Genomic DNA, 22,502 nt, shown 5'->3' with positions numbered 1-22,502 from the left:
CCCGGTGCCCGGGGGCATCGGGGTACGCGTCCGCCCCTTGGTACGGATGAGACACGGGAGTTGCTCATCGCGAAGGCGAAGGAATGTTGGTGAAAACCCGTCAGAAGACGGTTCAGGACGGCAGCCGGGTGCCGCAGCGGGCGCAGTAACGTGCGCCGGCGCTCTCGGCGGGGAGGTCGCAGCCGGGGCAGATCCGGTTCAGCATGCAGGCGGCCTCCCCGCCCTCGGCGGCCCCGCTCCCGGCCGCCTCGGGCGCCCGGACCGCGCCCGACGCCGCGCGGGTGATCGACAGCCCCGGCCGGCGCGGGTGCGAGGTGAGACAGACGAGCCCGTCCGGTCCGGCGGCCAGGGCCCGCCGGGCGCCCCGTGGAAACCAGGCCACGGCCCCCGGCTCCAGGTGCTGCGGCCCGGCGTCGCTCTCCAGCTCACCGCTTCCGTCGAGCACACAGAGCAGTACGTCGAGGTCGTTCTCGACATGGGAGTCGATCCGCGCCCCCGGCCGCATGCGGATGATGTTCGCGTCCAGCTGCCGCCCCGGCTCGGCCAGCCGCCACACCGCGCCGCCCCGGTCGTCGGGCACGGCGGCGGCATCGGCCGCCCGGGCGAGGACCCGGGCCGTCGCGGACTGGGGCATGACGTTCCTCCTGGAGGTTTCCGGCCGCGATCCGGGCCGCTGCCGAGTGCGGGCCGGTGGAGCCGCACCCGCTCGGGTGGACAGCCTGGCCGTACGGCCGACACAGACGCAAGGCGGCCCTTCTCCACCGGAATATTGACTTACTTTCCCTTTGTGATGATTTCCGTACGAAGACTGACGGCACGAAGGCTGACGGCCCTGGCCGTCCTGGGCGCCGCGCTGTCCGGCTGTGCCGGAGCGCCGGACACCGCGGGGGGCTCCGCCCCCGCCCGTACCGCGGGCTCCGGCAGGGCGACGGCCGCCGTCCCCGAGCCCGTAGCGGCCGGGGCCGCGCCGAACCTGGCGCCCGGACCGGGCGGAGTGACACCGGTCTTCGAGCGCGCGGCCGCCGCCCCCGACCGGGCGGAGAAGACCGTCGCCCTCACCTTCGACGCCGATATGACCGCCGATCAGGGGTCGCGTGCGGCAGGAGGCGAGCGCTTCGACAACCCCGCGCTCATCGCCTCGCTCCGGCGGCTGAAGGTCCCCTCGACGATCTTCATGACCGGCCGCTGGGCGGAGGAGTACCCGGACCAGGCGAAGGCGATCGGCAACGATCCGCTCTTCGAGGTCGCGAACCACTCCTACAGCCACCACGCGTTCACCCCCTCCTGCTACGGCCTGCCGACGATCGCCGAGGGGAACATGAAGGCCGATGTGGACCGCGCGTTCACCGCGTTCCGCAGGGCCGGGGCGCGCAATGTGGTCCCGTACTTCCGCTTCCCCGGCGGCTGCTACGACGAACAGGCCCTGCGTGCCATCGCCCCGGCCGGGGTGACCGCCGTCCAGTGGGACGTCGTCAGCGGGGACGCCTTCGCCAAGGACTCCGACGCGGTCGCCGAGCAGGTGCTCGCGGGGGTGAAACCGGGCTCCCTGGTGGTCCTGCACTGCACCCGCAGCGCGGCTCCGGTGACCGAGCGCGCGATCGCGGGGATCGTCCCCGAACTGCGTCGACGCGGCTACCGCATGGTGAAGGTCTCCGAACTGATGCGCTCCGCCCAACAGGCGGCGAAGCCGCCTGCCGGGGCGGGTCCCTGAACGGCGTCCGGATCATGGCGCCTTCCAGCCGGAGGCGAGCGCCTGAGATGTGGCCGGACAACCACCGGGGCCCTTCGCCCGGGACCGGGACCGGGACCGGGACCACCGATGGACTCGCCGCCCACGGCCCGGGAGTCCCCCGACTCACGTCACCGGGCCGCCCGCCAGACCGTCATGTCCGCGGTCAGGAAGCTGACGCCCGCGTCCGGCAGGGCGGTCGACTTCACCTGGACGACGAGCAGCGCGATGTCTCCGGAGGGGTGCTCGACACAGATCTCACTGCCTCCCGCCACGGCGGCGAGCGGGAGGGTCTTGCTGTCGGCTCCGTCGAGGGCGATACGGCACGATTCGAGGGTGGCTCCCGGCTTGGCGTACAGCAGGCTGATCACGCTGGTGTCGCTCTCCAGAGAACAGCCGGTCTCCTCGCAGCCGAAGCGGATGTCCCCCTTGCGGCCCTCGCGTCTGACCGGCTCCTTGATACTCAGTGAGTTCTTCTCATCCATCCACTGAAGGGGGTACGGGACGGCCTGCGGCGACTCGGACGCGGTCGAGGAAGGGCGCGCCGCTCCTGATGTCCGGCCACCGGAACCTGCGGCGGGCGCGTTCGGCCCCGCGGAGTCCGCCGGTCCCGGTACCGCCGGACCGGGCGCCGCGGATTCGTCCGCACGTTGCCGGAGCCGGTCCGCCGTGTCCATGACGGTCCAGGTCAGACCTGTCAGCAGGAGCGCACCCGCCGCCACGGCAGCGGTCGTGAACAGCGCGGTGCGCCGCCGGAGGCCCCTCTGCTCCTCCGGCCCCGCCGGCCGAGGCGGTGTCACCAGCGGCAGGGTGCGTACCGGGGTGGCGTGGGGGACGGGAGGCGGAACCATAACCTCCGGCCCGGTGGCCTCCCGCCAGACGGCTGGCCCAGCGCCCGCGTCGACATCCGGACCCAACTCCCGCCGGCACCACGCGACGATCTCCGCCGGAGTGGGCCGCTCCCGCGGATCGGCGGCCAGGCACCGGGCGATCAGCGGCCGGAGCTTCGCGGGCAACAGGGACAGATCGGGTTTCGAGTGCACAATCCGGTACAGCACTCCGACCGAGTGGCCGTCTCCATACAGGGGGCTGCCCAGTGCCGCGAACGCCGCCGTCTGGCCGAGCGCGAAGACATCGGTGGCCGGCGTGATGTCCCCCGCGGACGCCTGCTCGGGGGACATGAACGAGGGCGTGCCGACGGCCGAGCCCGTCGCCGTGTGCGAGGTGACGCCGGAGGCCAGGGAGATGCCGAAGTCGATCACGCGGGGCCCGTCGGCGGCCAGCAGCACGTTCGACGGTTTGAGGTCCCGGTGCACGATTCCCGCGCCATGGATGGCCTGGAGCGCCTCGGCCACCCCCGCCACCAGCCACAGCACCGCCGCCACGGGCAGCGGTCCGCGCCCGGCGACGGCCTCCGCCAGGGAGGGCCCGGGCACGTACAGCGTGGCCAGCCAGGGCGGTACGCCGTCCGCGTCGGCGTCGATCAACTCGGCGGTGTAAGGGCCCCGGACCCGCTGGGCCGCCTCGATCTCCCGGCGGAACCGCCGCCGGAAGGCCGGGTCGTCCGCCAGTTCGGGCCGTACGACCTTGATCGCCAACGGCCGACCGCCCTGTGTGTGCGACAGATAGACCCGGCCCATGCCGCCCGCGCCGAGCCGGGCAGCAAGGCGGTAACCGGCCACGAGCGGCGGATCATCCGCCTGCAGTGGCTGGAACACCTCGGTTGCATGGCTCATCGACCTTTGTCCCCCCCCTGATGTGATCGACGACAGCAGCCTAAACGCTGCTCTCACCGATACCGGAGCACGGGGTTCCGCGCTCCGTATCAGGGCCACCCTGTCAGAGCCCGGAACGGTCGCCCCGCCCCCGCCCCGCCGGAGCCTCGTTCGGACCAGGCTCAGCCCGAGAGCAGGGTGCGGTGCCGGAGGGAGCCCCCAGCGCCGGGTCGCCGAGCCCGTGGATCCGTCCCATGCGGGTCAGATAGCCGATGGCCGTGAACGGCAGTACGGCCGGGAATCGTTCGGGAACGTAGGCCGTGCACGGGCGGCCCTCGATCCGCCCCTCCGTCGGCGCGTCGATCCCGGCGAGCAGCCGCAGCAGGGTGGACTTCCCGGTGCCGTTCGTCCCGGCGATCCGCGTCAGGGTGGACGGGGGGGAGTTCGAGGTCGACTCCGCGCAGCACCCACGGTCCGCCGAGTCCGTAACGGCGGCCCACCCCTCGCAGCCTCAGCTCGGCCTCTGGTGGACGAGTTCGCTGGGACGCACGACCACGAAGCCCTCCCCCTGGAGCGCCAGCTGTACGGCTTCACCCGATCCGCCGCGCACCATCGAGCCGAAGGACTGCGAGCGGTGCAGTGAGGTGTTGAGGTTGGCGCTCCAGCCGACGATGGCGTCCGTGTCGACGTACACCGGCTGGGAAGAGGTCACGGGGATCACTATGGGCTGGCCCTCGCAGATGAGGGCGAGCTTGCCGTAGCCGGTGAAGACGCTGTTGAAGAGCCCGCCGCCGGCCGCGCCGACACCCTTCACGGTCTTGATCTCGTACGAGAGGGACGCGTCGAAGCAGAGGACGTTGCGGCCGTTGACGGTGAGGGCGTCGCCGTGCTCGATGTCGACGATGAAGCAGTTCGCGGCCTCGTGCGCGAACCACGCCTCGCCCTGGCCGCGCACGGCCATCAGCGCCAGCCCCTCGCCGGTGACGGCGCGCTTGAGCATGCCGCCTATGCCCTGGCCCTTGCGTTCGAACTGGAGATTGCCCCGGTAGGCGACCATTGATCCCTGCCGGGCGTGCATTTCACCATTGACAACATATTTGATGGATTTGGCGTTCTGTAGCGTCATTCCGGGGGCGGTCGCCTGCTGAGCCATGTTTTCGGAGGCGAAGAGGTCGCTTTTCATAGGGGGCATCCTCACCCGGAGTCCCCTGTTCCGCCAAGAAGCGAGGGCACGGAACGCTCCGGTCCATCGCCCGGTGACGGTGGCGCGCCTGGCAGACTTGACGATGTGAGCAGCGCATCCCACGGCCCGGACGGGCCCCTCAGCCCGCTGGGCCCCGGCGGTTCCGGTTCCCCCGGCGGCCCCGGCGGGCCGCCGGACTCCGATGTCTCCCTGAGCCCCGACAGCCCCTTCCGGCACGCGAGCACCGACCGGGACGAGGCTCCGCAGTTCGTGCTGCCGCTGGTCGCCCGGATCGAGAAGACCGCTCCCCCGTCGCTCACCGACGCGCTGGAGACGGCCGCCCGCGCGGTACTCACCGTCCTCGCCGACGAGCGGTCCACGGGTGACGGGCCGTGGGCCCGCGCGATGCGGGACTGGCAGGACGCCCGGATCCGCAAGGTGGTCCGCCGGGCGCGCGGCGCCGAGTGGCGCCGGGCGTCGGCCCTGGACGGCATCACCGTGACCGGCGGCACCGCGGAGGTCCGGGTCTTCCCGCCCGTACCGCTGGACGGCTGGCCGAAGGAGCTGGCCAGGCTCCAGGTCTCGGGCACCGATCTGACCGACCCCGCGCCACCGGCCGCGCCCGACCCGGCCGGCCCGGTGCTCTGGCTCAGCCCGGAGGTGGAGATGTCGGCGGGCAAGGCGATGGCCCAGGCCGGTCACGGCGCCCAACTGGCCTGGTGGGAACTTTCGGAGACGGACCGCAAGGCATGGGCCGCGACCGGGTTCGCCCTCGCCGTCCGCACCGCGGAGCCCGCCCGGTGGGCCGCCCTGATGGCCTCGGGACTTCCAGTCGTACGGGACGCCGGTTTCACGGAGATCGAGGCCGGTTCCTGCACGGTCGTCGCCGACCACCCGGCGCTGCGCCGCTGAGAAACCGCGCGCGGACGGGACGCGGTCGCCGCGGGCGGGACGCGATTGCCCCAGCCGGGACACGGTCACCGCCGACCGACGGGACGCGATTGCCGCAGCCGGAACGCCCTCACCCGCGGGCGGGCCCTCACCGTCCGGTGCCCTCCGGCGCGGCCGCCCCCTGCCGGTGGATCACCCGGCGCCCTTCCTCCCGCCCCGGACTCCGCACCGAATCTCTCGTTCCGCCTCTGAACACCGGCGCCCCGCGTTACGTACCTCTCAGTACCGCCAAACGCATTGAATCGATGTTCAGTTGGCGGTTGGTTGGGCCGTCAGTCGGATCGGCACGGGAGGCACATTGTTGCGGCGCATCAACGGGACGGCACTCATCATCGCGGCACTCGTGGCCACCGTGGGGGCGCTGGCGTTCCCGGTGTGGTCGTACGCGGACCGTTCCGGCACCGGTCAGGACAATCTCAACGCCTCGACCGTCGCGACCCAGTGGGGGCCTCTTTCGGCCACCGACCGGGACTTCCTGGTGAAGGTACGGCTGGCCGGTCTGTGGGAACTGCCGGCGGGGCAGCAGGCCATCGAGCGGGCGCCGACGAAGGCGATCCGGGACGCGGGCGACCACCTGGTGGTCGGTCACACGGACCTCGACGTCCGGGCCCGCGATGTGGCGTCGAAGCTCGGTGTGGAGCTGCCGAACCAGCCGAACGAGCAGCAGCAGGGGTGGCTGCGGGAGCTGTCCGCGGCGAGCGGGCAGGAGTACGAGCGCAAGTTCGCCAATCTGCTGCGCAACGCACACGGCAAGGTGTTCTCCCTGGTCGCGCAGGTCCGGCACACCACCCGTAATACGCTGATACGGCAGTTGGCGACCGATGCCAACCAGACCGTGCTGGACCACATCACCATGCTGGAGGCGACCGGGATGGTCGACTTCGACGCACTCGCGAACGAGGCCGCGGGCCGGGCGACCGCCAGCCCGACCGGGCCACCGCCGCCGAACGGCAACCTTCCGGCGGCGCCCGCGCCCGCGCAGCCGTCCGGAGGAGGGGAGCTGACGTCGCAGCCGTCGACCAGGCCGGGGCCGCCGACGTCCATCAACACCAACCGTCCGGCGCCGTCGTCGTCATGACCGCGGACGGTGGGTGACGGGAGGGGCCGGCGCGCGCCGGCCCCTCCCGGTCGCCACGCTGCCCGCCCGGCCGCCGTGAGGCATTGCGCCCCTCCGGCCGCCATGAGGCCCTGCGCCTTTTCGGTCGCCGTGGAGCCTTCCCGTCGTTCCACCGCCGCCGCCCGGCCCCGGCGCCCGCCGGGACGTCGATGCCCGCCGGGACGCGGATGCCCGCCGGTCGCCGGAACGTCCGCGCCGTCCGCCGGAAGGATTTCGCCGGAGGCATTTCGTACACCACCGGACCGGCGGGGAACCTCAAATGATGCTCTGAACGTCCCCCTCTGCGGGTTCACCGCCGATTGGCGGGGCCATGACCTATGCACGCACCACATCAGGGCATAGTGGTCACGGGGAGGGGACATGATGAGACTCGGCACAGGAATCGGCTGGCGGCCGGAAATCGCCGACGCGGTCGAGACACTGCCGGGCGTCGACTGGGTCGAGGTCGTCGCGGAGAACGTCTGCACCGACCATCTGCCCGACTCCCTCACCCGGCTGCGCGCCCGTGGCGTCCGGGTCGTCCCGCACGGGGTCTCCCTCGGTCTCGGCGGCGCCGACCGCCCGTCCGAAGAGCGGCTCAGGGATCTGGCGGCGCGGGCGATCGCGCTGGACTCCCCCCTGGTGAGCGAGCACATAGCGTTCGTACGCGCCGGAGGCGCGCGCACCGCCACGCCCCTGCTGGAGGCGGGCCATCTGCTGCCGGTCCCCCGCACCCGGGACGCCCTCGCGGTGCTGTGCGAGAACGTCCGTATCGCACAGGACTCGCTGCCCGTTCCGCTGGCGCTGGAGAACATCGCGGCGCTGATCTCCTGGCCGGACGAGGAGCTGACCGAGGGGCAGTTCCTCGCCGAACTGGTCGAGCGCACCGGTGTCCGGCTCCTCGTCGACGTGGCCAATCTGCACACCAACCACGTCAACCGCGGTGAGGACCCGGCCAAGGCCCTCGACGAACTGCCCCTCGACGCGATCGCCTATGTCCATGTGGCGGGCGGCGTCGAGCGCGACGGCGTCTGGCACGACACCCACTCCCACCCGGTCACCGAGCCGGTCCTCGCGGTCCTGCGGGAGCTGACCTCGCGCGTCTCGCCCCCGGGCGTCCTGCTGGAGCGCGACGACGACTTCCCTCCGGCGGGCGAGCTGGCGGGTGAACTGGAGACGATACGGGCGGTGCTGACATCGGCCGCACCGCGCCGATCCGGCTCCACCGCCGTTCAGGTCGCCCCCGCCGGCGGGTCGGCCGGCCCCGGGACGGTCATGGAACCGGCCGCCGGGACGGGGGCGGATACGCGGGAGGTGGCGATGGCGGCGCCCGGCGCCGCGGTCGCCACTGCGGTTGGCGAAACCCCCGCCCCCGCCGCCCGGGACCGGCTCGCCATCGCACAGGCCGCGCTGCTGTCCGCCCTGGTCGCCGGGACGCCCGCGCCCGAGGGGTTCGACCGCGGCCGGCTGCGGGTGCAGAGCCGGGCGCTGGCCGCCAAACGCTCCAGGGTCGTCGCGAAGCTCGCGCCGGAGCTGCCCGAGATCCTCGGTGACGGCTACCGTTCCGCGTTCCTCTCGTACGCCAGGTCACGGCCGATGCGCGCCGGATACCGCAGGGACGCCATGGAGTTCGTCGAGCGGTTGCTGCTCACGGGCCACCACGAGAACACAGTGGACGAAGAGGCCCGGGCACGGCTGAGGAACTGGTGGCAGGAGCGCGCGGTCCCGCGCCCGCGGCGGCGGAAGCGGCGGATCGTCCGTGCGGCCCGTGCCGCACTCGTCAGGAGGCAACGATGGACCTGAGCACGCTCGCGGTCCTCGTCTATCTCGCCCTGGTGCCCTCCAGCGCTCTGCTGATCATCCGCCGGAGGGTGCACGAGCGGCGCAACCCGCCGGTGGAGCCCGGCTATACGGTCGACGACGTGTACGAGGCGGCGTTCCTCGGCGGTGGACCCGGCCGGGTGGCGGACGCGGCACTGGCGCAGATGCACGCCGACGGACGGCTGGTGTCGGCCGAGCCCGGCATCGTCTCGGTGACCGTTCCGGTCGCGAACGACCCGGTGGAGCAGACGGTGCTCGACGAACTGCACGCCGCGCCCAACGGCGCGCTGAGCGCGCTGCGCCACAGCGTGATGCGCTCCTCCGTCGTGCAGGCGATCGGCGACCGGCTCGCGGAGCGCGGGATGGTCGTGGCGCGCGACCGGTGGTCGGCGGTGATGCCGAAGTGGAGCTACACCCAGGCCCTTCTCTCCCTGCTGATGATCCCCGGCTCCATCGTGCTCACGGTGGTCAGTTACGTCCGCGACTGGGACCGCCCCCTGGTGCCGTTCGCCGTGCTGGTGGTGCCCGGTCTGATCGCCGGGCTGGTGATCGGGTCCTCCGGGATCATGGGCCCGAAGGGGCGGGTCCTGCCGCTGGGCGAACGGGCTCTGCGCGCGCACGAGCAGCGGCACCCCCGGCCGGAGTCGCCCGCCCGCGGTGTCGCGCTCAAGGGGTCGGGCGCGGTCGCTGATCCCGCCTTCCGGGGGCTGCTGATCGCCGCGGCCGCGGTGACCATGGTGGGCGCCGCCGCCGCTGCGGGGTCGGGCGGTGACGCGTCGGCCTCCGCCGCCGTGTGGTGCGGTTCCCAAGGGGGCTCCGGCTGCGGAACCGGCGCGAACGGCGGCGACGGGGGCGGGGACGGCGGTGGTGGCGACGGCGGGTGCGGGGGCTGCGGCGGATGCGGGGGCTGCGGCGGCTGACACCGGTAGGCCGTGAGGACGCTTCGGAGCATGGGAGTCCGGTACTGATCTATTCGGATTCTGCGCCTGGGGTGGGTGACTTCGGCCCATCGAGCAGGTGACCGCGGGGGCTTCGTACCGCCCCGCGTCCGCAACCTGACGGCCCGTGCGGTCGGTCGCGGCCTGCCGGCGTCGCAGGCGTGGTGCCGGCGCGTACCGGGCAGTGACCAGCCGACGGTGCGACCCTGCCGTCCGCACGACGACGTCGGACGCGCACATGGACCGCGTGTCGGCCAGCGTACGGAGTGCCTTCGCCCGGCCTCCCGGCCGGGCGCCCTCGCACGCGCGTACGGAAACTCCCTGGCGCCGCGGCGCGGCCTCACGTAGAACTCGGTCATGCTCTGGGTCGTCCTTCTGCTCCTGGCCTGGGCCGCGACGGGTACCGCCTGCGCCCGGGTCTGTGTGGCCGCCGTCACCGCCGCCCGCCGCCCCGCCCCGGGTCCGGGTCCGGCGGACGACGGTGACGGCCACGCCCCCGCCCCTGGACCGGGGGCGGGTCCGGTGGCCGGACCGGGGGGACTGACCCTGTACGAGACCGCGTTCCTCTCGGGCGGCCCCGGCCGGGTCGCGGACCTCGTACTGGTCTCGATGCACCGCCGCCGCGGGCTGTTGCTCGCGCACACCGGCTGGGCCACTCTCGTCACCCCGGAGGGCGGGAACGCCCTGGAGCGCTCGGTCGTCCGCTCGATCGGGCCCGCCGGCCACCAGGTCCCGACAGCGGTGGTCCGGGCCGCCCTGTCCACCGCCGGTGCCCTGCGCGCCGTCGCCGACGGTCTCGTACGTGCCGGGCTCGCCGTCCCGGAGACCACCCGGACCCGGACCTCCGCCGCCCTGCGCTCGGTACGGGCCGCCGCCGTGCTCGTCGCCGTGCTGGCGGTGGCCGCCGTGGCACTCCCCCAGGGCCCGCCTGCGAGGGGAACGGCCCTCGCCTGGTTCGCCCTGCCGCTGCTGCTGACCCTGAGCTGTCTGGCGATAGCGAAGGTCGAGGTCCGCCCGTACACCGGCTGGGCCTCCCCCGAGGGCCGCCGGCTGCTCCGGGCGCTCGCCCCCGACGGCACCGCCCACGGCGAGCTGACGGCCTTCGCGCTGAAGGGGCCCGACGCCGTCGGCGACCCCCTGCTCCGGGAGGCGCTCACCGGCGGGCGGCGGGAGCGCGCGGGTGAGCGCCCGGCGCATCGGAGTCATTGACCGCGACACCGCCCTGAGGTGCTTTACATCGGGGAGCACCGGGCGAAGGCTGGCGTCCCCATGCCGTCCGTGCGCATGCCGTCCTCCGCATGCCGTCCGGCTGCTGTCCGCACGAAGGGAACGCGATGAGAGCAGGAGCGAAGCTCGGACTTCTCGCCGGTCTCGGCTCCTTGGTCGTCACGACCCTGGCCGTGCCGCCCGCCCTCGGCGCCGATGCGCCCACCGGTCCCGTCGACGAGTCCGGTGCCGTCGACGAGTTCCAGGGCACCGCGATCGCCGCCCGCCGCGCCGCCGGCGCGGGCATCACCTTCGGCGTCTGCCCCGAGGCGGAGGCGCTGCCCGCGTCCGTCTCCTGCGGCACCGTCGAGGTCCCGCTCGACTACGGCAGGCCCGACGGCCGGAAGATCTCCCTCACCGTCAGCCGGGTGAGGGCGAGCGGCCCGGCGGAGGAGTACCAGGGCGCCTTCGTCTACAACCCCGGCGGCCCCGGGGCGTCCAGCATGTACTTCCCAATGGTCACCGGGCTCCCCGAGTGGAAGCGGATCGCCCGCGCGTACGACCTCGTCGGATACGCGCCGCGCGGTGTCGGCCGCTCCGCCCCGCTCTCCTGCCAGGACCCCGGGGACCTGCCCCAGGGCCCCACACCCGCGCCGGTGCACCCCTCGCCGTCGTTCAAGCTGGAGCGGATCGCCGAGGCGAAGGCGTACGCGGAGGGCTGTGCGCGCCGGGGCGGCACGGCGCTGCGGCACTACACCTCCCTCAACAACGCCCGTGACCTCGATGTGCTGCGGGCGGCGCTCGGCGAGGAGCGGCTGACGTTCATGGGCGCCTCGTACGGCACCTACTTCGGCGCCCTGTACGCGACGCTCTTCCCCTCCCATGTGCGGCGGATGGTCTTCGACGCTCCGGTGAACCCCTCGCGGGACAAGATCTGGTACCGCAGCAATCTGGACCAGTCGCTGGCCTTCGAGAGCCGCTGGGCGGACTTCCGGGCCTGGGTCGCGCGGCACCACGCGGTCTACGGGCTGGGGGCGACGCCCGAGGCGGTGTCCCGCAGCTACGAGGTGGCGCGCGCCCGGCTTGCGGAGAAGCCCGCGGGCGGGAAGGTCGGGCCGGGGCAGCTCCAGGCGGCGTTCCTGGGCGCCGGCTACTACGACGACTACTGGGTGCCGCGGGCGACCGCGCTCTCGGAGTATCTGCGCGGCAACGACAAGCCGCTGATCGCCCAGGCCGCGCCGAGGCCGAAGGAGGCGCCGTCCGTCGAGAACGCCTCCGCCGTCTACACGGCGATCGAGTGCAACGACGCGCCCTGGCCGGCGGACTTCGCGGTCTGGGACCGCGACAACACCGAACTCGCCCGCGAGGCCCCCTTCGAGACCTGGGACAACGTCTGGATGAATCTGCCGTGCGCCTACTGGTCCGGGCCCCGGCAGCAGCCCCTGGAGGTCCGGACGAAGCGGGGCGCGCTGCCCCCGGTGCTGATCCTCGCGGCCGAGCGGGACGCGGCGACGCCGTACGAGGGGGCCGAGGAGCTGGCGCGGCGGCTGAAGGGCGCGGTACTGATCACGGAGGAGGACGCCGGGACGCACGGTATCGGCGGCGGCCCCAACGCCTGTGTGAACACCCATCTGGAGAACTATCTGCTCCGTGGTGAGACGCCGGTGCGCCGCGCGTCCTGCGCACCGCGCCCGGAGCCGGACCCGGTGGCACCGGGGTCCCGGGCGCGGCAGCCCGAGCTGTCCCGCCCCGCCGTCTGACCGTCCGTACCGGAGCACGCGGTACGCGGTACGGAAGCACGCGGTACCGCAGCACCGGGGAGACACGGGAGACCGGAGCGCCCGGAGGTACGACGGGGCCGGGCCCGCGCCCACCGCGCGGGCCCGGCCCCGGCCCCGGCCGTTGCGGAATCCGCCCGGTGACCGACCGGTCACCGGGCGGGAAAACCGTCAGGCGAGCCCGTTCACCAGCTCCGCCACCGACTTGCGGCGGCCCGTGTAGAAGGGGACCTCCTCGCGGACGTGCATCCGGGCCTCGGAGGCACGCAGATGGCGCATCAGGTCGACGATGCGGTGCAGCTCGTCCGCCTCGAAGGCGAGGATCCACTCGTAGTCGCCGAGTGAGAAGGAGGCGACGGTGTTGGCCCGGACGTCCGGGTAGCCGCGTGCCATCTTCCCGTGGTCCGCGAGCATGCGCCGGCGGTCCTCGTCGGGCAGCAGATACCAGTCGTACGACCGTACGAAGGGGTACACGCTGACGTAGTTGCGCGAGACCTCGTCGGCGAGGAAGGCCGGGATGTGCGACTTGTTGAACTCGGCGGGCCGGTGCAGCGCCATGTTCGACCACACGGGCTCCATCGCGCGTCCGAGACGGGTGCGCCGGAAGAGGTTGTACGCCTCCTGGAGCTGGTCCGCCGTCTCGGCGTGCCACCAGATCATGAGGTCGGCGTCGGCACGCAGCCCGGAGAGGTCGTAGGTGCCGCGGATCCTGACGTCCTTGGCGGCGAGCTGGTCGAACAGCTCCTGGACCTCGTCGGCGTAACCGGTCCGGTCCTCGGGGAGCACATCGCGCAGCTTGAAGACGGACCAGAGCGTGTACCGGATGACCTCATTGAGGTCCTTGGCCTTCTTGCCCGCGTTGGGGATCTTGTCTGGCGCACTCATGAGGCTATTGTCCCGCGCCCCGGCCGGCGCCCGACGCCAGGGTCGCCGTCGCGAGGATCTCCTCGGCGGCCCGCTGCCCGTCGGCGACGCACGCGGGGATGCCGACACCGTCGTACGCGGCTCCGCAGACCCGCAGGCCGGGGAGCCGGGCGACCTCCGCGCGGATCCGGGCGGTGCGCGCCGGATGGCCGACGGGGTACTGCGGCAGGCCCCCGGTCCAGCGGGTGACCTCGGCGGCGACGGGTCGGGCGGTGAGTCCGGTGGCGAGGCCGAGGTCCTGGAGGGAGACGCCCACGAGGTCGCCGTCCTCGCGGTGCAGGTGTTCCTCCTCGCCGTACCGCCCGACGGAGGTCCTCAGGACGAAGAGGCCGGACGAGCCCTCGTCCACCCAGTTCCACTTGCGGCTGGAGAAGGTGGACGCCTTGATGGTGCGGCCGTCGACGGGCGGGACGAGGAAGCCGCTGCCCTGGGGCAGGACTCCGGCCACGTCCGCGCGCCGGAAGGCGAGGGTGACCAGGGCCATGGAGGCGTACTCGATCCGGCGCAGCTCGGCCGCGGCCGCCGGGGACTCGGCGGAGAGCAGTTCCGCGGCCGGCCCGGCGGGGGTGGCGAGGACGACCGCGTCGGCGGTCAGCACGGTGTCCGCGGTACGGATCTCCCAGCCCCGGGCGGTCCGGCTCAGCCCGGTGACGGGGGTCCCGGTGAGGATCTCGCCGCCCAGGGCCCGTACGGCGTCGGCGACCGCGCCGGGCAGGGTGCCGACACCGCCCTCGATGCCCATGAACGCGGGCCCGGTGCCGCTCTCGCGTCCCTTCCGCCAGACCTCCCGGGCGCCGTCGAGCAGGGAGCCGTGGCGGGCCGCGGCCTCGAACAGCGCGGGCACGGAGGCGCGCATCGAGATCTGGTAGGCGTCTCCCGCGTACACCCCGCCGAGGAGCGGTTCGACCAGCCGGTCGACGACCTCGCGGCCGAGGCGTTCGGCGACGTACGCGCCGATGGCGACGTCGTCACCGAGGTCGGCGGGGCCGAGGTCGCGCTCCCGGCCGACCCGGGCGACGCCCTCCGGGGTGAGCAGCCCGGCGAGGGCCCCGGGCTCGGCCGGGACTCCCATCACATGGCCCTGGGGCATGGGTCGCAGCGCGTCGCGGGTCCAGAGGGAGGCGGTGGCCGTGGCGGGCGGCTGGAGCCGGGCGCCGATGCCCACGGCACGGGCCAGGGCGACGGCCTCCGGACGGCGGGCGAGCATCGACTCGGCGCCGAGGTCGACCCGAACGCCCTCGATCTCCCCCGCGTACAGCTTGCCGCCGAGCCGGGCGCTCGCCTCGACGAGGGTGACGCGGGCTCCCGCGGTGACGAGCCGGTGGGCGGCGGCGAGACCGGAGATACCGCCTCCGATGACGACGACCCGCCCGGCGGAAGCGCCGGGTCCCGCTCCTTCGGGGATGCCTGAGCCCGGCGCGGAGACGGTGGCCGGGGCGGTGCGGGGGGCGTCCACATGCGGGGAAGACTGCATGCCCCCACTGTCTCAGACCCCGTTCCGAGTCCTGAACGTGACTGGTTCGGGACCGAAAACCCCAAACGCTCCGGGAGGTCCGCGCGTCGAAGGGGCACACGACCAGACGACCTTGGGGGGCCGGATATGCGCGGACGACGTGTGTTCGCCGCACTGCTGCTGACCGCTTCCGTCGCCGTCGCGGGATGCGGCGGCGGGAACAGCGACGATGCGTCACAGCTGAGCAAGCAGGACGAGGCGAGGGGCGCCGCCGCGCCGGAGGAGGCGGGGGCGGGGCCCGGGGCGGATTCGGACGCCTCGCTCGCCGAGGGGGCGGACGGGAAGACCGCAGCGCCGGGGGCGCCGGGCAGCCCCGGGGGCTCCCGGGGGAAGATCTCGGTGGCACCGTCCCATGTCATCCGTACCGCCGTCCTGGAGATCGAGGTCGAGGACGCCGAGAAGGCCCTCGCGACCGCCCGCCGGACGGCCGAGAACGCCGGCGGCCATGTCGCCGGCGAATCGACCGAGCGCATCGACGACACCCATATGTCGTCGCGGATCGTGCTGCGGGTGCCGCAGCAGCGGTACGCCGAGGTGCTGGCCGACCTCGCGAAGGGCGGAAAGCTCCTCTCCCGTAAGTCCGACGCCAAGGACGTCACCGATCAGGTCGTCGACGTGGAGAGCAGGATCGCCACCCAGCGGGCGAGCGTGGCCCGGGTGCGGGAGCTGATGGACCGGGCCGGCAAGCTGACGGACATCGTGGCGCTGGAGGGTGAACTCAGCAATCGCCAGGCCGAGTTGGAGTCGCTGCTCGCCCAGCAGGCCGCGCTGAGGGACCGTACGACGATGTCCACCGTCACCCTGGAGCTGAGCGAGCCCGAGGCGAGGGAGAAGGAGCGGAAGAAGGAGGACGACCCGGGCTTCCTGGACGCGCTCGGCGGCGGCTGGGACGCGCTGACGACGACCGTGCGCTGGATCGGGGTGGTACTTGGTGCGGTGTTCCCGTTCGCCGTCGCCCTGGGTGTGCTCTACGGGCTGTGGCGCCTGCTGATCCGGCCCCGGCTGCCGGAGCGGCGGGCGGGCGCGGGTGCTCAGTCCCCCGCCCCGCTGCCGGTGCCCGCCGCCGGTCCCGAGCCCGGAGCCACGGCGGAGGCCGGGTCGTCTCCCGGGACCGACCCGGAGCCCGATCGGGGCTGAGTGATCCTTCCCCCGTAGCGTGTGACCCATGGCAACGGAGCGACTGGTGGTCATCGGGGGCGATGCGGCGGGCATGTCCGCCGCATCGCAGGCGCGCAGGTTCAAGAGCCCGGACGAGCTGGAGATCGTCGCCTTCGAGCGCGGCCACTTCAGCTCGTACTCGGCGTGCGGGATTCCGTACTGGGTCGGCGGCCAGGTACCCGGGCGCGACGAACTGATCGCCCGTACGCCCGCCGAGCACCGCGAACGCGCGATCGATCTGCGGATGCGTACGGAGGCCACGGAGATCGACATCGCGGGCGGCCGGGTGCGCTCACGCGATCTGGAGAGCGGCGAGGAGTCCTGGACGGGCTACGACAAGCTGGTCATCGCGACGGGCGCCCGGCCCGTACGTCCCCCGCTGCCGGGCATCGACGCGCCGGGCGTCCACGGGGTGCAGAACCTCGACGACGGCCAGGCCCTGCTCGACACCCTGGCCGCCACCGGCGGGCGGCGCGCGGTGGTCGTCGGCGCGGGCTATATCGGCGTCGAGATGGCGGAGGCCCTGATGAACCGGGGCTTCGAGGTGACCGTCCTCAACCGCGGCGAGCAGCCCATGGCCACACTCGACCCCGATATGGGCAGGCTGGTCCACGACGCCATGGACGGCCTCGGCATCACGACCGTCGGAGGCGCCGAGGTGACCGCGATCCTCACGGGAGGCGACGGCCGCGTACGGGCGGTGGCGACCGCGGACGCCGAGTACCCCGCCGATGTGGTCGTCCTCGGCATGGGTGTCGAGCCGGAGACCACCCTCGCCCGTGCGGCCGGGCTCCCCCTCGGCACGTACGGCGGTCTGCTCACCGATCTCTCGATGCGGGTCCGCGGCCAGGACGCGATCTGGTCCGGCGGGGACTGCGTGGAGGTCCTCGATCTGGTCTCCGGCCGTGAACGCCATATTCCGCTCGGCACCCACGCCAATAAGCACGGCCAGATCATCGGCGCCAACGTGGGCGGCGGCTACGGCACCTTTCCCGGTGTCGTCGGCACGGCCGTCAGCAAGGTCTGCGAACTGGAGATCGCCCGTACGGGACTGCGCGAGAAGGACGCGAGGGCGGTCGGCCTCCAGTACGTCACCGCCACCATCGAGTCCACCAGCCGGGCGGGCTACTACCCCGAGGCCAGCCTCATGACCGTCAAGATGCTCGCCGAACGCCGCACGGGCCGCCTCCTCGGCGTCCAGATCGTCGGCCGCGAGGCGGCGGCGAAGCGCGTCGACATCGCGGCCGTCGCCCTGACGGCGTCGATGACGGTGGACCAGATGATCTCCCTCGACCTGGGATACGCCCCGCCCTTCTCCCCGGTCTGGGACCCGATCCTGGTGGCCGCCCGCAAGGTCTCGGGCCTGGTCAGGCAGTCCTAGTGCTGTGGCAGGACAGGTTTGCCGGGCCCTGGGATCGGGTTTCCGGGGCCCGGGTTCCGGCCCACCTCGGTGAGAGGGTCCCCGGGGCCGCGATCCGGCCCGTCCGGCGACGGAGGAGCCGGGGTCCGGGGGCGGAGCCCCGGACCCCGACCATGGGCTGAGCCCCCGGGCACAGACCAAGCGGTCTCAGCGCGCCGTCCGCTCGTGCACAAAGGCCACCAGCCTCGTCAGGGCGTCCGGATCCATCGCCGGCAGCACCCCGTGTCCCAGATTGAACACATGCCCTTCGAGCCCGGCCGCCGCGTCCAGGACCTCCTGGGTCTTGGCCTCCACCGCGGCGGTGGGCGCGAAGAGGACCGCCGGGTCCAGATTGCCCTGGAGCGCCTTGCCGGGACCCACCCGCCGCGCGGCCTTGTCCAGGGGTACGCGCCAGTCGACGCCGACGACATCCGCCCCCGCCTCGCCCATGAGGCCGAGCAGTTCCCCCGTACCGACACCGAAGTGGATCCGGGGCACGCCGTAGGACGCGACGGAGTCGAAGACCTTCGCCGACGCGGGCATCACGGAGCGCCGGTAGTCCGCCGGGGCGAGCGCCCCCACCCAGGAGTCGAACAGCTGGACCGCGCTCGCGCCCGCCTCGATCTGGACCCGCAGGAAGGCGGAGGTGATCTCCGCGAGCCGGTCCAGCAGATCCGCCCACAGCTCCGGGTCGCCGTACATCAGCGCCTTGGTGTGCTCGTGGTTGCGGGAGGGGCCGCCCTCGACGAGATAGCTCGCCAGCGTGAAGGGCGCGCCGGCGAAGCCGATCAGCGGGGTGCCGCCCAGCTCGGCCGTGAGCAGGCCGATCGCCTCGGTGACATACGAGACGTCCTCGGGTGTGAGGTCCCGCAGCCGGGCCAGATCCGCGCGGGTGCGGATCGGCTCGGCGATGACCGGCCCGACGCCGGGCTTGATGTCCAGATCGACGCCGATGGCCTTCAGCGGTACGACGATGTCGCTGAAGAAGATCGCCGCGTCGACCCTGTGCCGCCGCACCGGCTGCATGGTGATCTCCGCCACCAGCTCCGGCCGCATACAGGAGTCGAGCATCGCGATGCCCTCGCGCACCTTGAGGTACTCCGGCAGCGAACGGCCCGCCTGACGCATAAACCAGACCGGGGTGTGCGGCACCGGCTCACGTCGGCACGCCTTCATAAAGGCGGATTCGTACGTCTTCGGCTGCTGGCCCGTGGGGCGGTCATGGGAACTCACGACCCAAATCTTCGCACGTACGCGGGAAGTGGCCGCCCGCTACGGGTGTCCTTCCCTGCGCCCGGGCCCCGTTCCGCCTACTCTTCCCCGCATGGCTGCGGCTCAGGGACGTTTTTCCGATCATGCTGAACATTCAGACAGCGCCGACTCCGCGGAGGGCGCGGAGGGGAACGGTGTCCCACACGCGTTCCGGCTCGCGGTGGAAGGGCTGAAGGCGGCGCGGCTGCGTCCGGAGATCGAGGTGGACCCGGCGCGCCCACCGCAGCGGCTCGCACCCTTCGCGTACGCGCTTGAGGCGGCCGTCGTCGACGACGGGGAGGATCTCGCGGACGGGCGGCTGGTGCTGCTGCACGACCCGGCGGGCCACGAGGCGTGGCAGGGGGCGTTCCGGCTGGTGACGCTGGTGCGCGCGGAGCTGGAGCCGGAGATGGCGGCGGACCCGCTGCTGCCCGAGGTGTGCTGGTCGTGGCTGACGGGCGCGCTGGAGGCGCGCGGACTCTCGTACGGAGAGCCGAGCGGGACCGTCACCCGCGCGGGGTCTCACTATTTCGGTGGACTTTCGCAGCGGCGCCCGGCGACCCAGATCGAGATCCGGGCGTCGTGGACGCCGAGGGAGGGTCATGGCGGGGTGCCGGACACTGCGGCACACCTCGCGGCCTGGTGCGATCTGCTCTGCCAGATCGCCGGGCTGCCCCCCTCACCGGCCGGTCCGGCGGACGCGGCGACGGGTGTGGTGACTCTCCCCCAGCGCCGGGGACCGCAGCACCGGTGAGATCGCGCGGTCCGGCGGGGCGGTGCGGTCCTGGACACTGGGTCCCGGGCCGCTCCCCTCTCCGGTTTCCGGTTGCCGGCCGCTCCGCACCCGGGTGCCGTTCGGGATCCGGGGCATCGGGGACCCGGGCGCTTCCCGGGACCCTTCCGGTTCGTCCCCGCCCCGACCGCGCCGGGCCGGTGGCGGACCGGTCGCGGGGTGCCGGGAAACCCGCGCGGCGCATCGTTCGTAACGGACAGTCAGATCGTTCGTAGGATGATCGATCACACGTCCGAATTGCACCAATTGTTACTCACCAAATCGTGATCATTCTCTAAAGGCTGCCGGGTTTGCTGCCGAAGAGGTCAGTGACCCTAACTTCACGGTTCGCCCCGGCTTCATCCCCGAGCCGGCCCCGTCCCGCATCCTTCCCCCCAGGAGGCCTGGTGTCCGTTCTTCTCGAGCAGCCCGCAAGCCTGGTCGCCTACCGCCCGAACAAGCCGACGGCCATGGTCGTCGTGGCCGACCCGCGCGTCCGCTCCACAGTCACCCGCCACCTGTGGGCACTCGGAGTGCGTGACGTGATCGAGGCGTCGTCCATCGCGGAGGCCCGTCCCCGCGTCGGCAACCCACGCGACATCTGCGTTGCCGACGTCCACCTGCCCGACGGTTCCGGGCTGACCCTTCTGTCCGAGACCCGAGCCGCGGGGTGGCCGAACGGCCTCGCGCTCTCCGCCGCCGACGACATCGGCGCGGTCCGCAATGCCCTCGCCGGCGGCGTCAAGGGCTATGTCGTCACCGGTACGCGTACGAATATCGGCCACCCCACCCGCCCCGGCGCCGCCCCCATCGGCGCCGCGGCGGCCCGTCTCGGCCACCGCCGCCCCCCGGGTGCCCCGAGCCACCCGGGCGGCTACCGGGAGCTCTCCGGCCGTGAGGTCGAGGTGCTCAGGCTGGTGGCGGAGGGCCAGTCCAACAAGGCGATCGGCGTCTCCATGGGCCTGTCCGCCCTCACCGTCAAGAGCCACCTGGCGCGGATCGCGCGCAAGCTCGGCACGGGTGACCGGGCCGGGATGGTGGCCGTCGCCCTGCGTACGGGCATCATCCACTGACCCCTGCAACCGTCCCGCACCTGTCCCACGCGCCTGTCGGCGGATCGTTTCCGTCGACAGGCGCGCTCCGTTCACGGATACCCTTGACACGTGACCGACGCCCAAGACACCGCAGCAGAGACCGCACTGCGAACCGCCGGGGGCGCTCCCCCGGACGCCGGCGTCGCAGCCGAAGAGGCACCGATTCCCCTGCTGGAGCCCCGCGACGGCATTCCCCCGGTCGTCGCCGACGCCGAGGCGCTGGCGGCCGTCGTCGCCGCGTTCGCCGGTGGCAGGGGGCCCGTCGCCGTCGACGCCGAGCGCGCCTCCGGCTACCGCTACGGCCAGCGGGCCTACCTCGTCCAGCTGCGCCGGGAAGGCGCGGGAAGCGCCCTGATCGACCCGGTGGGCTGCCCCGATCTGTCCGTCCTCGGCAGCACGCTCGCCGATACGGAGTGGATCCTGCACGCCGCGACACAGGACCTGCCCTGTCTGCGCGAGATAGGCATGGTCCCGACACGGCTCTTCGACACGGAGCTGGCGGGGCGGCTGGCCGGATTCCCCCGGGTGGGCCTCGGCGCGATGGTCGAGTCCGTCCTCGGTTACGCCCTGGAGAAGGGCCACTCCGCGGTCGACTGGTCCACCCGCCCGCTGCCCGAGCCCTGGCTGCGGTACGCGGCGCTCGATGTGGAGCTGCTCGGCGATCTGCGAGACGCCCTGGAGAAGGAACTCGACCGGCAGAACAAGCTGGAGTGGGCCCGCCAGGAGTTCGACGCGATCGTCACCGCGCCGCCGCCCCCGCCGCGGAAGGATCCGTGGCGGCGGACGTCCGGGATGCACAAGGTGCGGCGGCGGCGCCAGATGGCGGTCGTCCGGGAGCTGTGGACGGCCCGCGACAGGATCGCGCAGCGGCGCGACGTCTCCCCCGGGAAGGTGCTCGGCGACGGCGCGATCATCGAGGCCGCGCTCGCGCTCCCCTCGACCGTGCACGCGCTCACGGCACTGCCGGGGTTCGGCCATCGGATGGGGCGGCGGCAGCTGGAGCAGTGGCAGTCGGCGGTGGACCGGGCGAAGGCGCTTCCCGACGCGGAGCTGCCGCAGCCGGGGCAGCCCCTGAACGGACCTCCGCCGCCCCGGTCCTGGGCGGACAAGGACCCCGTGGCGGCGGCGCGGCTGTCGGCCGCCCGGGCGGCGGTGTCCGCCCTGGCGGACGAGCTGCACCTCCCCCAGGAGAACCTGATCACCCCGGACACGGTGCGGCGGGTGTGCTGGGAGCCACCGCAGGATACGTCCGTGGAGGGGGTGGCGGCGGCGCTGACGTCCCTCGGTGCGAGGGCGTGGCAGGTGGGGTTGGTGGCGCCGCTGCTGTCCCGAGCGCTGACCCGTACCGGGTAGGTCCTGGGTGGCGGGCGCCTGCCCCTGCCGGGGAGGTCCCGGGGCGCGGGCGTCTACCTCTACCGGGGAGGTCCCAGGGCGCGGGCGTCTACCTCTACGGGGAGGTCCCGGGGCGCGGACCCGGGACCCGGCGCCTCAATCGCCGGCGGGGCTGGGTTTCTCCGGGTCGGCCCGGCACGCCCGGTCCCTCCGGTGGAGGCCGGCCTCCACCCCACCCCGGGGCTCCGCCCCGGACCCCGCGCCTCAAACGCCGGCGAGGCTGAAAAGGATCCCCCGCCCCGGGCCCGTGTACAGCCTGGCCGGGTTCCCCCGCCCGCCCCGTAGCGGAGGCGGGGGCGGTCCCCACATCCCCGGGGCTCCGCCCCGGACCCGGCGCCTCAAACGCCGGCGAGGCTGAAGGTGGTCCCCGGCACCGGCCTTCTGGGAGCTGGGTCAAGCGCCGAGGCCATACGAGGTGGCCGCACCCGTCCCAGGCCACTTCCCAGCCCCTCCGGCGATTCAGGAGCGGAGCCCACGGCGGAGCCGCGGCAGGAAGGCGGAACCCAGCCCCACCCTCGGTACAGGGCGGACACAGAACCCGTCCCAGGCCACTTTCCAGCCCCTCCGGCGATTGAGGAGCGG

At 73.2% G+C, this 22,502-nt stretch carries 18 protein-coding genes and 1 pseudogene; 12 read left to right on the top strand and 7 right to left on the bottom strand.

Going from position 1 to position 22,502, the window contains the following annotated elements; all coding sequences use genetic code 11:
* Nucleotides 1-112: 112 nt before the first annotated feature.
* The gene (locus ACIBCM_RS09445) at nucleotides 113-634 is read right to left on the bottom strand and encodes a cupin domain-containing protein (RefSeq protein ID WP_399241395.1); all 522 of its coding nucleotides are present in this window, start codon (nucleotides 632-634) and stop codon (nucleotides 113-115) included.
* A gap of 156 nt (nucleotides 635-790) precedes the next feature.
* Between ACIBCM_RS09445 and ACIBCM_RS09440 the strand changes: the two genes are divergently transcribed.
* Nucleotides 791-1,711, top strand: coding sequence for a polysaccharide deacetylase family protein (locus tag ACIBCM_RS09440; RefSeq protein ID WP_399241643.1), 921 nt, complete (start codon nucleotides 791-793; stop codon nucleotides 1,709-1,711).
* A 149-nt stretch (nucleotides 1,712-1,860) separates the two neighbouring features.
* Here ACIBCM_RS09440 and ACIBCM_RS09435 read toward each other — a convergent pair whose 3' ends face one another.
* The 3 genes and pseudogenes from ACIBCM_RS09435 to ACIBCM_RS09425 all read right to left on the bottom strand — a co-directional run bounded on the left by ACIBCM_RS09435 (nucleotide 1,861) and on the right by ACIBCM_RS09425 (nucleotide 4,627).
* Nucleotides 1,861-3,465: a serine/threonine-protein kinase gene (locus ACIBCM_RS09435; RefSeq protein ID WP_399241394.1), complete on the bottom strand. Its 1,605-nt coding sequence runs from the start codon at nucleotides 3,463-3,465 to the stop codon at nucleotides 1,861-1,863.
* Nucleotides 3,466-3,670: 205 nt separating this feature from the next.
* Nucleotides 3,671-3,959, bottom strand: a pseudogene (locus tag ACIBCM_RS09430) (ATP-binding cassette domain-containing protein); the annotation flags it as partial.
* Entirely contained in the window at nucleotides 3,956-4,627 is a 672-nt protein-coding gene (locus ACIBCM_RS09425) for an AIM24 family protein (protein WP_399241393.1), read from the bottom strand. The gene ACIBCM_RS09425 and the pseudogene ACIBCM_RS09430, both read right to left, overlap by 4 nt.
* 210 nt (nucleotides 4,628-4,837) lie before the next feature.
* Here ACIBCM_RS09425 and ACIBCM_RS09420 point away from each other — a divergent pair, with 210 nt between their 5' ends.
* From ACIBCM_RS09420 to ACIBCM_RS09395, 6 genes are all read left to right on the top strand, one after another.
* Complete coding sequence (locus tag ACIBCM_RS09420) at nucleotides 4,838-5,539, top strand: peptidyl-tRNA hydrolase (RefSeq protein ID WP_399241642.1); 702 nt, start codon at nucleotides 4,838-4,840, stop codon at nucleotides 5,537-5,539.
* A 340-nt stretch (nucleotides 5,540-5,879) separates the two neighbouring features.
* Nucleotides 5,880-6,656: a DUF4142 domain-containing protein gene (locus ACIBCM_RS09415; protein WP_399241392.1), complete on the top strand. Its 777-nt coding sequence runs from the start codon at nucleotides 5,880-5,882 to the stop codon at nucleotides 6,654-6,656.
* A gap of 402 nt (nucleotides 6,657-7,058) precedes the next feature.
* Nucleotides 7,059-8,477, top strand: a complete 1,419-nt coding sequence (locus ACIBCM_RS09410; protein ID WP_399241641.1) for a DUF692 domain-containing protein — start codon at nucleotides 7,059-7,061, stop codon at nucleotides 8,475-8,477.
* On the top strand, nucleotides 8,468-9,415 hold the full coding sequence (locus tag ACIBCM_RS09405) for a TIGR04222 domain-containing membrane protein (RefSeq protein ID WP_399241391.1): 948 nt from the start codon (nucleotides 8,468-8,470) through the stop codon (nucleotides 9,413-9,415). The genes ACIBCM_RS09410 and ACIBCM_RS09405 overlap by 10 nt, the downstream gene beginning before the upstream one ends.
* A gap of 375 nt (nucleotides 9,416-9,790) precedes the next feature.
* Nucleotides 9,791-10,642 (top strand): TIGR04222 domain-containing membrane protein, encoded by an 852-nt coding sequence (locus ACIBCM_RS09400; RefSeq protein WP_399241390.1) that lies wholly within the window; start codon nucleotides 9,791-9,793, stop codon nucleotides 10,640-10,642.
* A 125-nt stretch (nucleotides 10,643-10,767) separates the two neighbouring features.
* On the top strand, nucleotides 10,768-12,399 hold the full coding sequence (locus ACIBCM_RS09395) for an alpha/beta hydrolase (protein WP_399241389.1): 1,632 nt from the start codon (nucleotides 10,768-10,770) through the stop codon (nucleotides 12,397-12,399).
* Nucleotides 12,400-12,588: 189 nt separating this feature from the next.
* Here ACIBCM_RS09395 and hemQ read toward each other — a convergent pair whose 3' ends face one another.
* Together hemQ and hemG are read right to left on the bottom strand one after the other, a co-directional pair.
* Entirely contained in the window at nucleotides 12,589-13,302 is a 714-nt protein-coding gene (gene hemQ / locus ACIBCM_RS09390) for a hydrogen peroxide-dependent heme synthase (RefSeq protein WP_399241388.1), read from the bottom strand.
* 4 nt (nucleotides 13,303-13,306) lie between these two features.
* Nucleotides 13,307-14,815 carry a protoporphyrinogen oxidase gene (hemG, locus tag ACIBCM_RS09385; protein WP_399241387.1) on the bottom strand — a complete coding sequence of 503 codons (1,509 nt, stop codon included), beginning with the start codon at nucleotides 14,813-14,815 and terminating at the stop codon, nucleotides 13,307-13,309.
* 126 nt (nucleotides 14,816-14,941) lie between these two features.
* On the opposite strand from hemG, the gene ACIBCM_RS09380 reads away from it, so the two are divergent.
* Nucleotides 14,942-15,991, top strand: coding sequence for a DUF4349 domain-containing protein (locus ACIBCM_RS09380; protein ID WP_399241386.1), 1,050 nt, complete (start codon nucleotides 14,942-14,944; stop codon nucleotides 15,989-15,991).
* 28 nt (nucleotides 15,992-16,019) lie between these two features.
* Nucleotides 16,020-17,393: an FAD-dependent oxidoreductase gene (locus ACIBCM_RS09375; protein ID WP_399241385.1), complete on the top strand. Its 1,374-nt coding sequence runs from the start codon at nucleotides 16,020-16,022 to the stop codon at nucleotides 17,391-17,393.
* 186 nt (nucleotides 17,394-17,579) lie between these two features.
* On the opposite strand, the gene hemE is transcribed toward ACIBCM_RS09375, so the two are convergent.
* Entirely contained in the window at nucleotides 17,580-18,587 is a 1,008-nt protein-coding gene (hemE, locus tag ACIBCM_RS09370; RefSeq protein WP_399241640.1) for a uroporphyrinogen decarboxylase, read from the bottom strand.
* A gap of 148 nt (nucleotides 18,588-18,735) precedes the next feature.
* Between hemE and ACIBCM_RS09365 the strand changes: the two genes are divergently transcribed.
* The 3 genes from ACIBCM_RS09365 (at nucleotide 18,736) to ACIBCM_RS09355 (ending at nucleotide 21,881) form a co-directional block, all read left to right on the top strand.
* Nucleotides 18,736-19,416, top strand: coding sequence for a DUF3000 domain-containing protein (locus ACIBCM_RS09365; protein ID WP_399241384.1), 681 nt, complete (start codon nucleotides 18,736-18,738; stop codon nucleotides 19,414-19,416).
* Nucleotides 19,417-19,841: 425 nt separating this feature from the next.
* On the top strand, nucleotides 19,842-20,507 hold the full coding sequence (locus ACIBCM_RS09360) for a response regulator transcription factor (protein ID WP_015037008.1): 666 nt from the start codon (nucleotides 19,842-19,844) through the stop codon (nucleotides 20,505-20,507).
* A 90-nt stretch (nucleotides 20,508-20,597) separates the two neighbouring features.
* The gene (locus ACIBCM_RS09355; RefSeq protein ID WP_399241383.1) at nucleotides 20,598-21,881 is read left to right on the top strand and encodes an HRDC domain-containing protein; all 1,284 of its coding nucleotides are present in this window, start codon (nucleotides 20,598-20,600) and stop codon (nucleotides 21,879-21,881) included.
* Nucleotides 21,882-22,502 lie beyond the last annotated feature (621 nt).

This window comes from Streptomyces sp. NPDC051018, from assembly GCF_044456085.1.
Classification (GTDB): Bacteria; Actinomycetota; Actinomycetes; order Streptomycetales; family Streptomycetaceae; genus Streptomyces.
The sequence above is the reverse complement of the archived record's forward strand: the minus strand, read 5'-3'. Positions and strand labels throughout refer to the sequence as shown.

Excerpts from the sequence above, each read along its gene's own strand:
- ACIBCM_RS09445 (WP_399241395.1), bottom strand. The coding sequence starts at position 634 with ATGCCCCAGTCCGCGACGGCCCGGGTCCTCGCCCGGGCGGCCGATGCC.
- ACIBCM_RS09440 (WP_399241643.1), top strand. The coding sequence starts at position 791 with ATGATTTCCGTACGAAGACTGACGGCACGAAGGCTGACGGCCCTGGCC.
- ACIBCM_RS09435 (WP_399241394.1), bottom strand. The coding sequence starts at position 3,465 with ATGAGCCATGCAACCGAGGTGTTCCAGCCACTGCAGGCGGATGATCCG.
- ACIBCM_RS09425 (WP_399241393.1), bottom strand. The coding sequence starts at position 4,627 with ATGAAAAGCGACCTCTTCGCCTCCGAAAACATGGCTCAGCAGGCGACC.
- ACIBCM_RS09410 (WP_399241641.1), top strand. The coding sequence starts at position 7,059 with ATGAGACTCGGCACAGGAATCGGCTGGCGGCCGGAAATCGCCGACGCG.
- ACIBCM_RS09405 (WP_399241391.1), top strand. The coding sequence starts at position 8,468 with ATGGACCTGAGCACGCTCGCGGTCCTCGTCTATCTCGCCCTGGTGCCC.
- ACIBCM_RS09400 (WP_399241390.1), top strand. The coding sequence starts at position 9,791 with ATGCTCTGGGTCGTCCTTCTGCTCCTGGCCTGGGCCGCGACGGGTACC.
- ACIBCM_RS09395 (WP_399241389.1), top strand. The coding sequence starts at position 10,768 with ATGAGAGCAGGAGCGAAGCTCGGACTTCTCGCCGGTCTCGGCTCCTTG.
- hemQ (WP_399241388.1), bottom strand. The coding sequence starts at position 13,302 with ATGAGTGCGCCAGACAAGATCCCCAACGCGGGCAAGAAGGCCAAGGAC.
- hemG (WP_399241387.1), bottom strand. The coding sequence starts at position 14,815 with ATGCAGTCTTCCCCGCATGTGGACGCCCCCCGCACCGCCCCGGCCACC.
- ACIBCM_RS09380 (WP_399241386.1), top strand. The coding sequence starts at position 14,942 with ATGCGCGGACGACGTGTGTTCGCCGCACTGCTGCTGACCGCTTCCGTC.
- ACIBCM_RS09375 (WP_399241385.1), top strand. The coding sequence starts at position 16,020 with ATGGCAACGGAGCGACTGGTGGTCATCGGGGGCGATGCGGCGGGCATG.
- hemE (WP_399241640.1), bottom strand. The coding sequence starts at position 18,587 with ATGAAGGCGTGCCGACGTGAGCCGGTGCCGCACACCCCGGTCTGGTTT.
- ACIBCM_RS09365 (WP_399241384.1), top strand. The coding sequence starts at position 18,736 with ATGGCTGCGGCTCAGGGACGTTTTTCCGATCATGCTGAACATTCAGAC.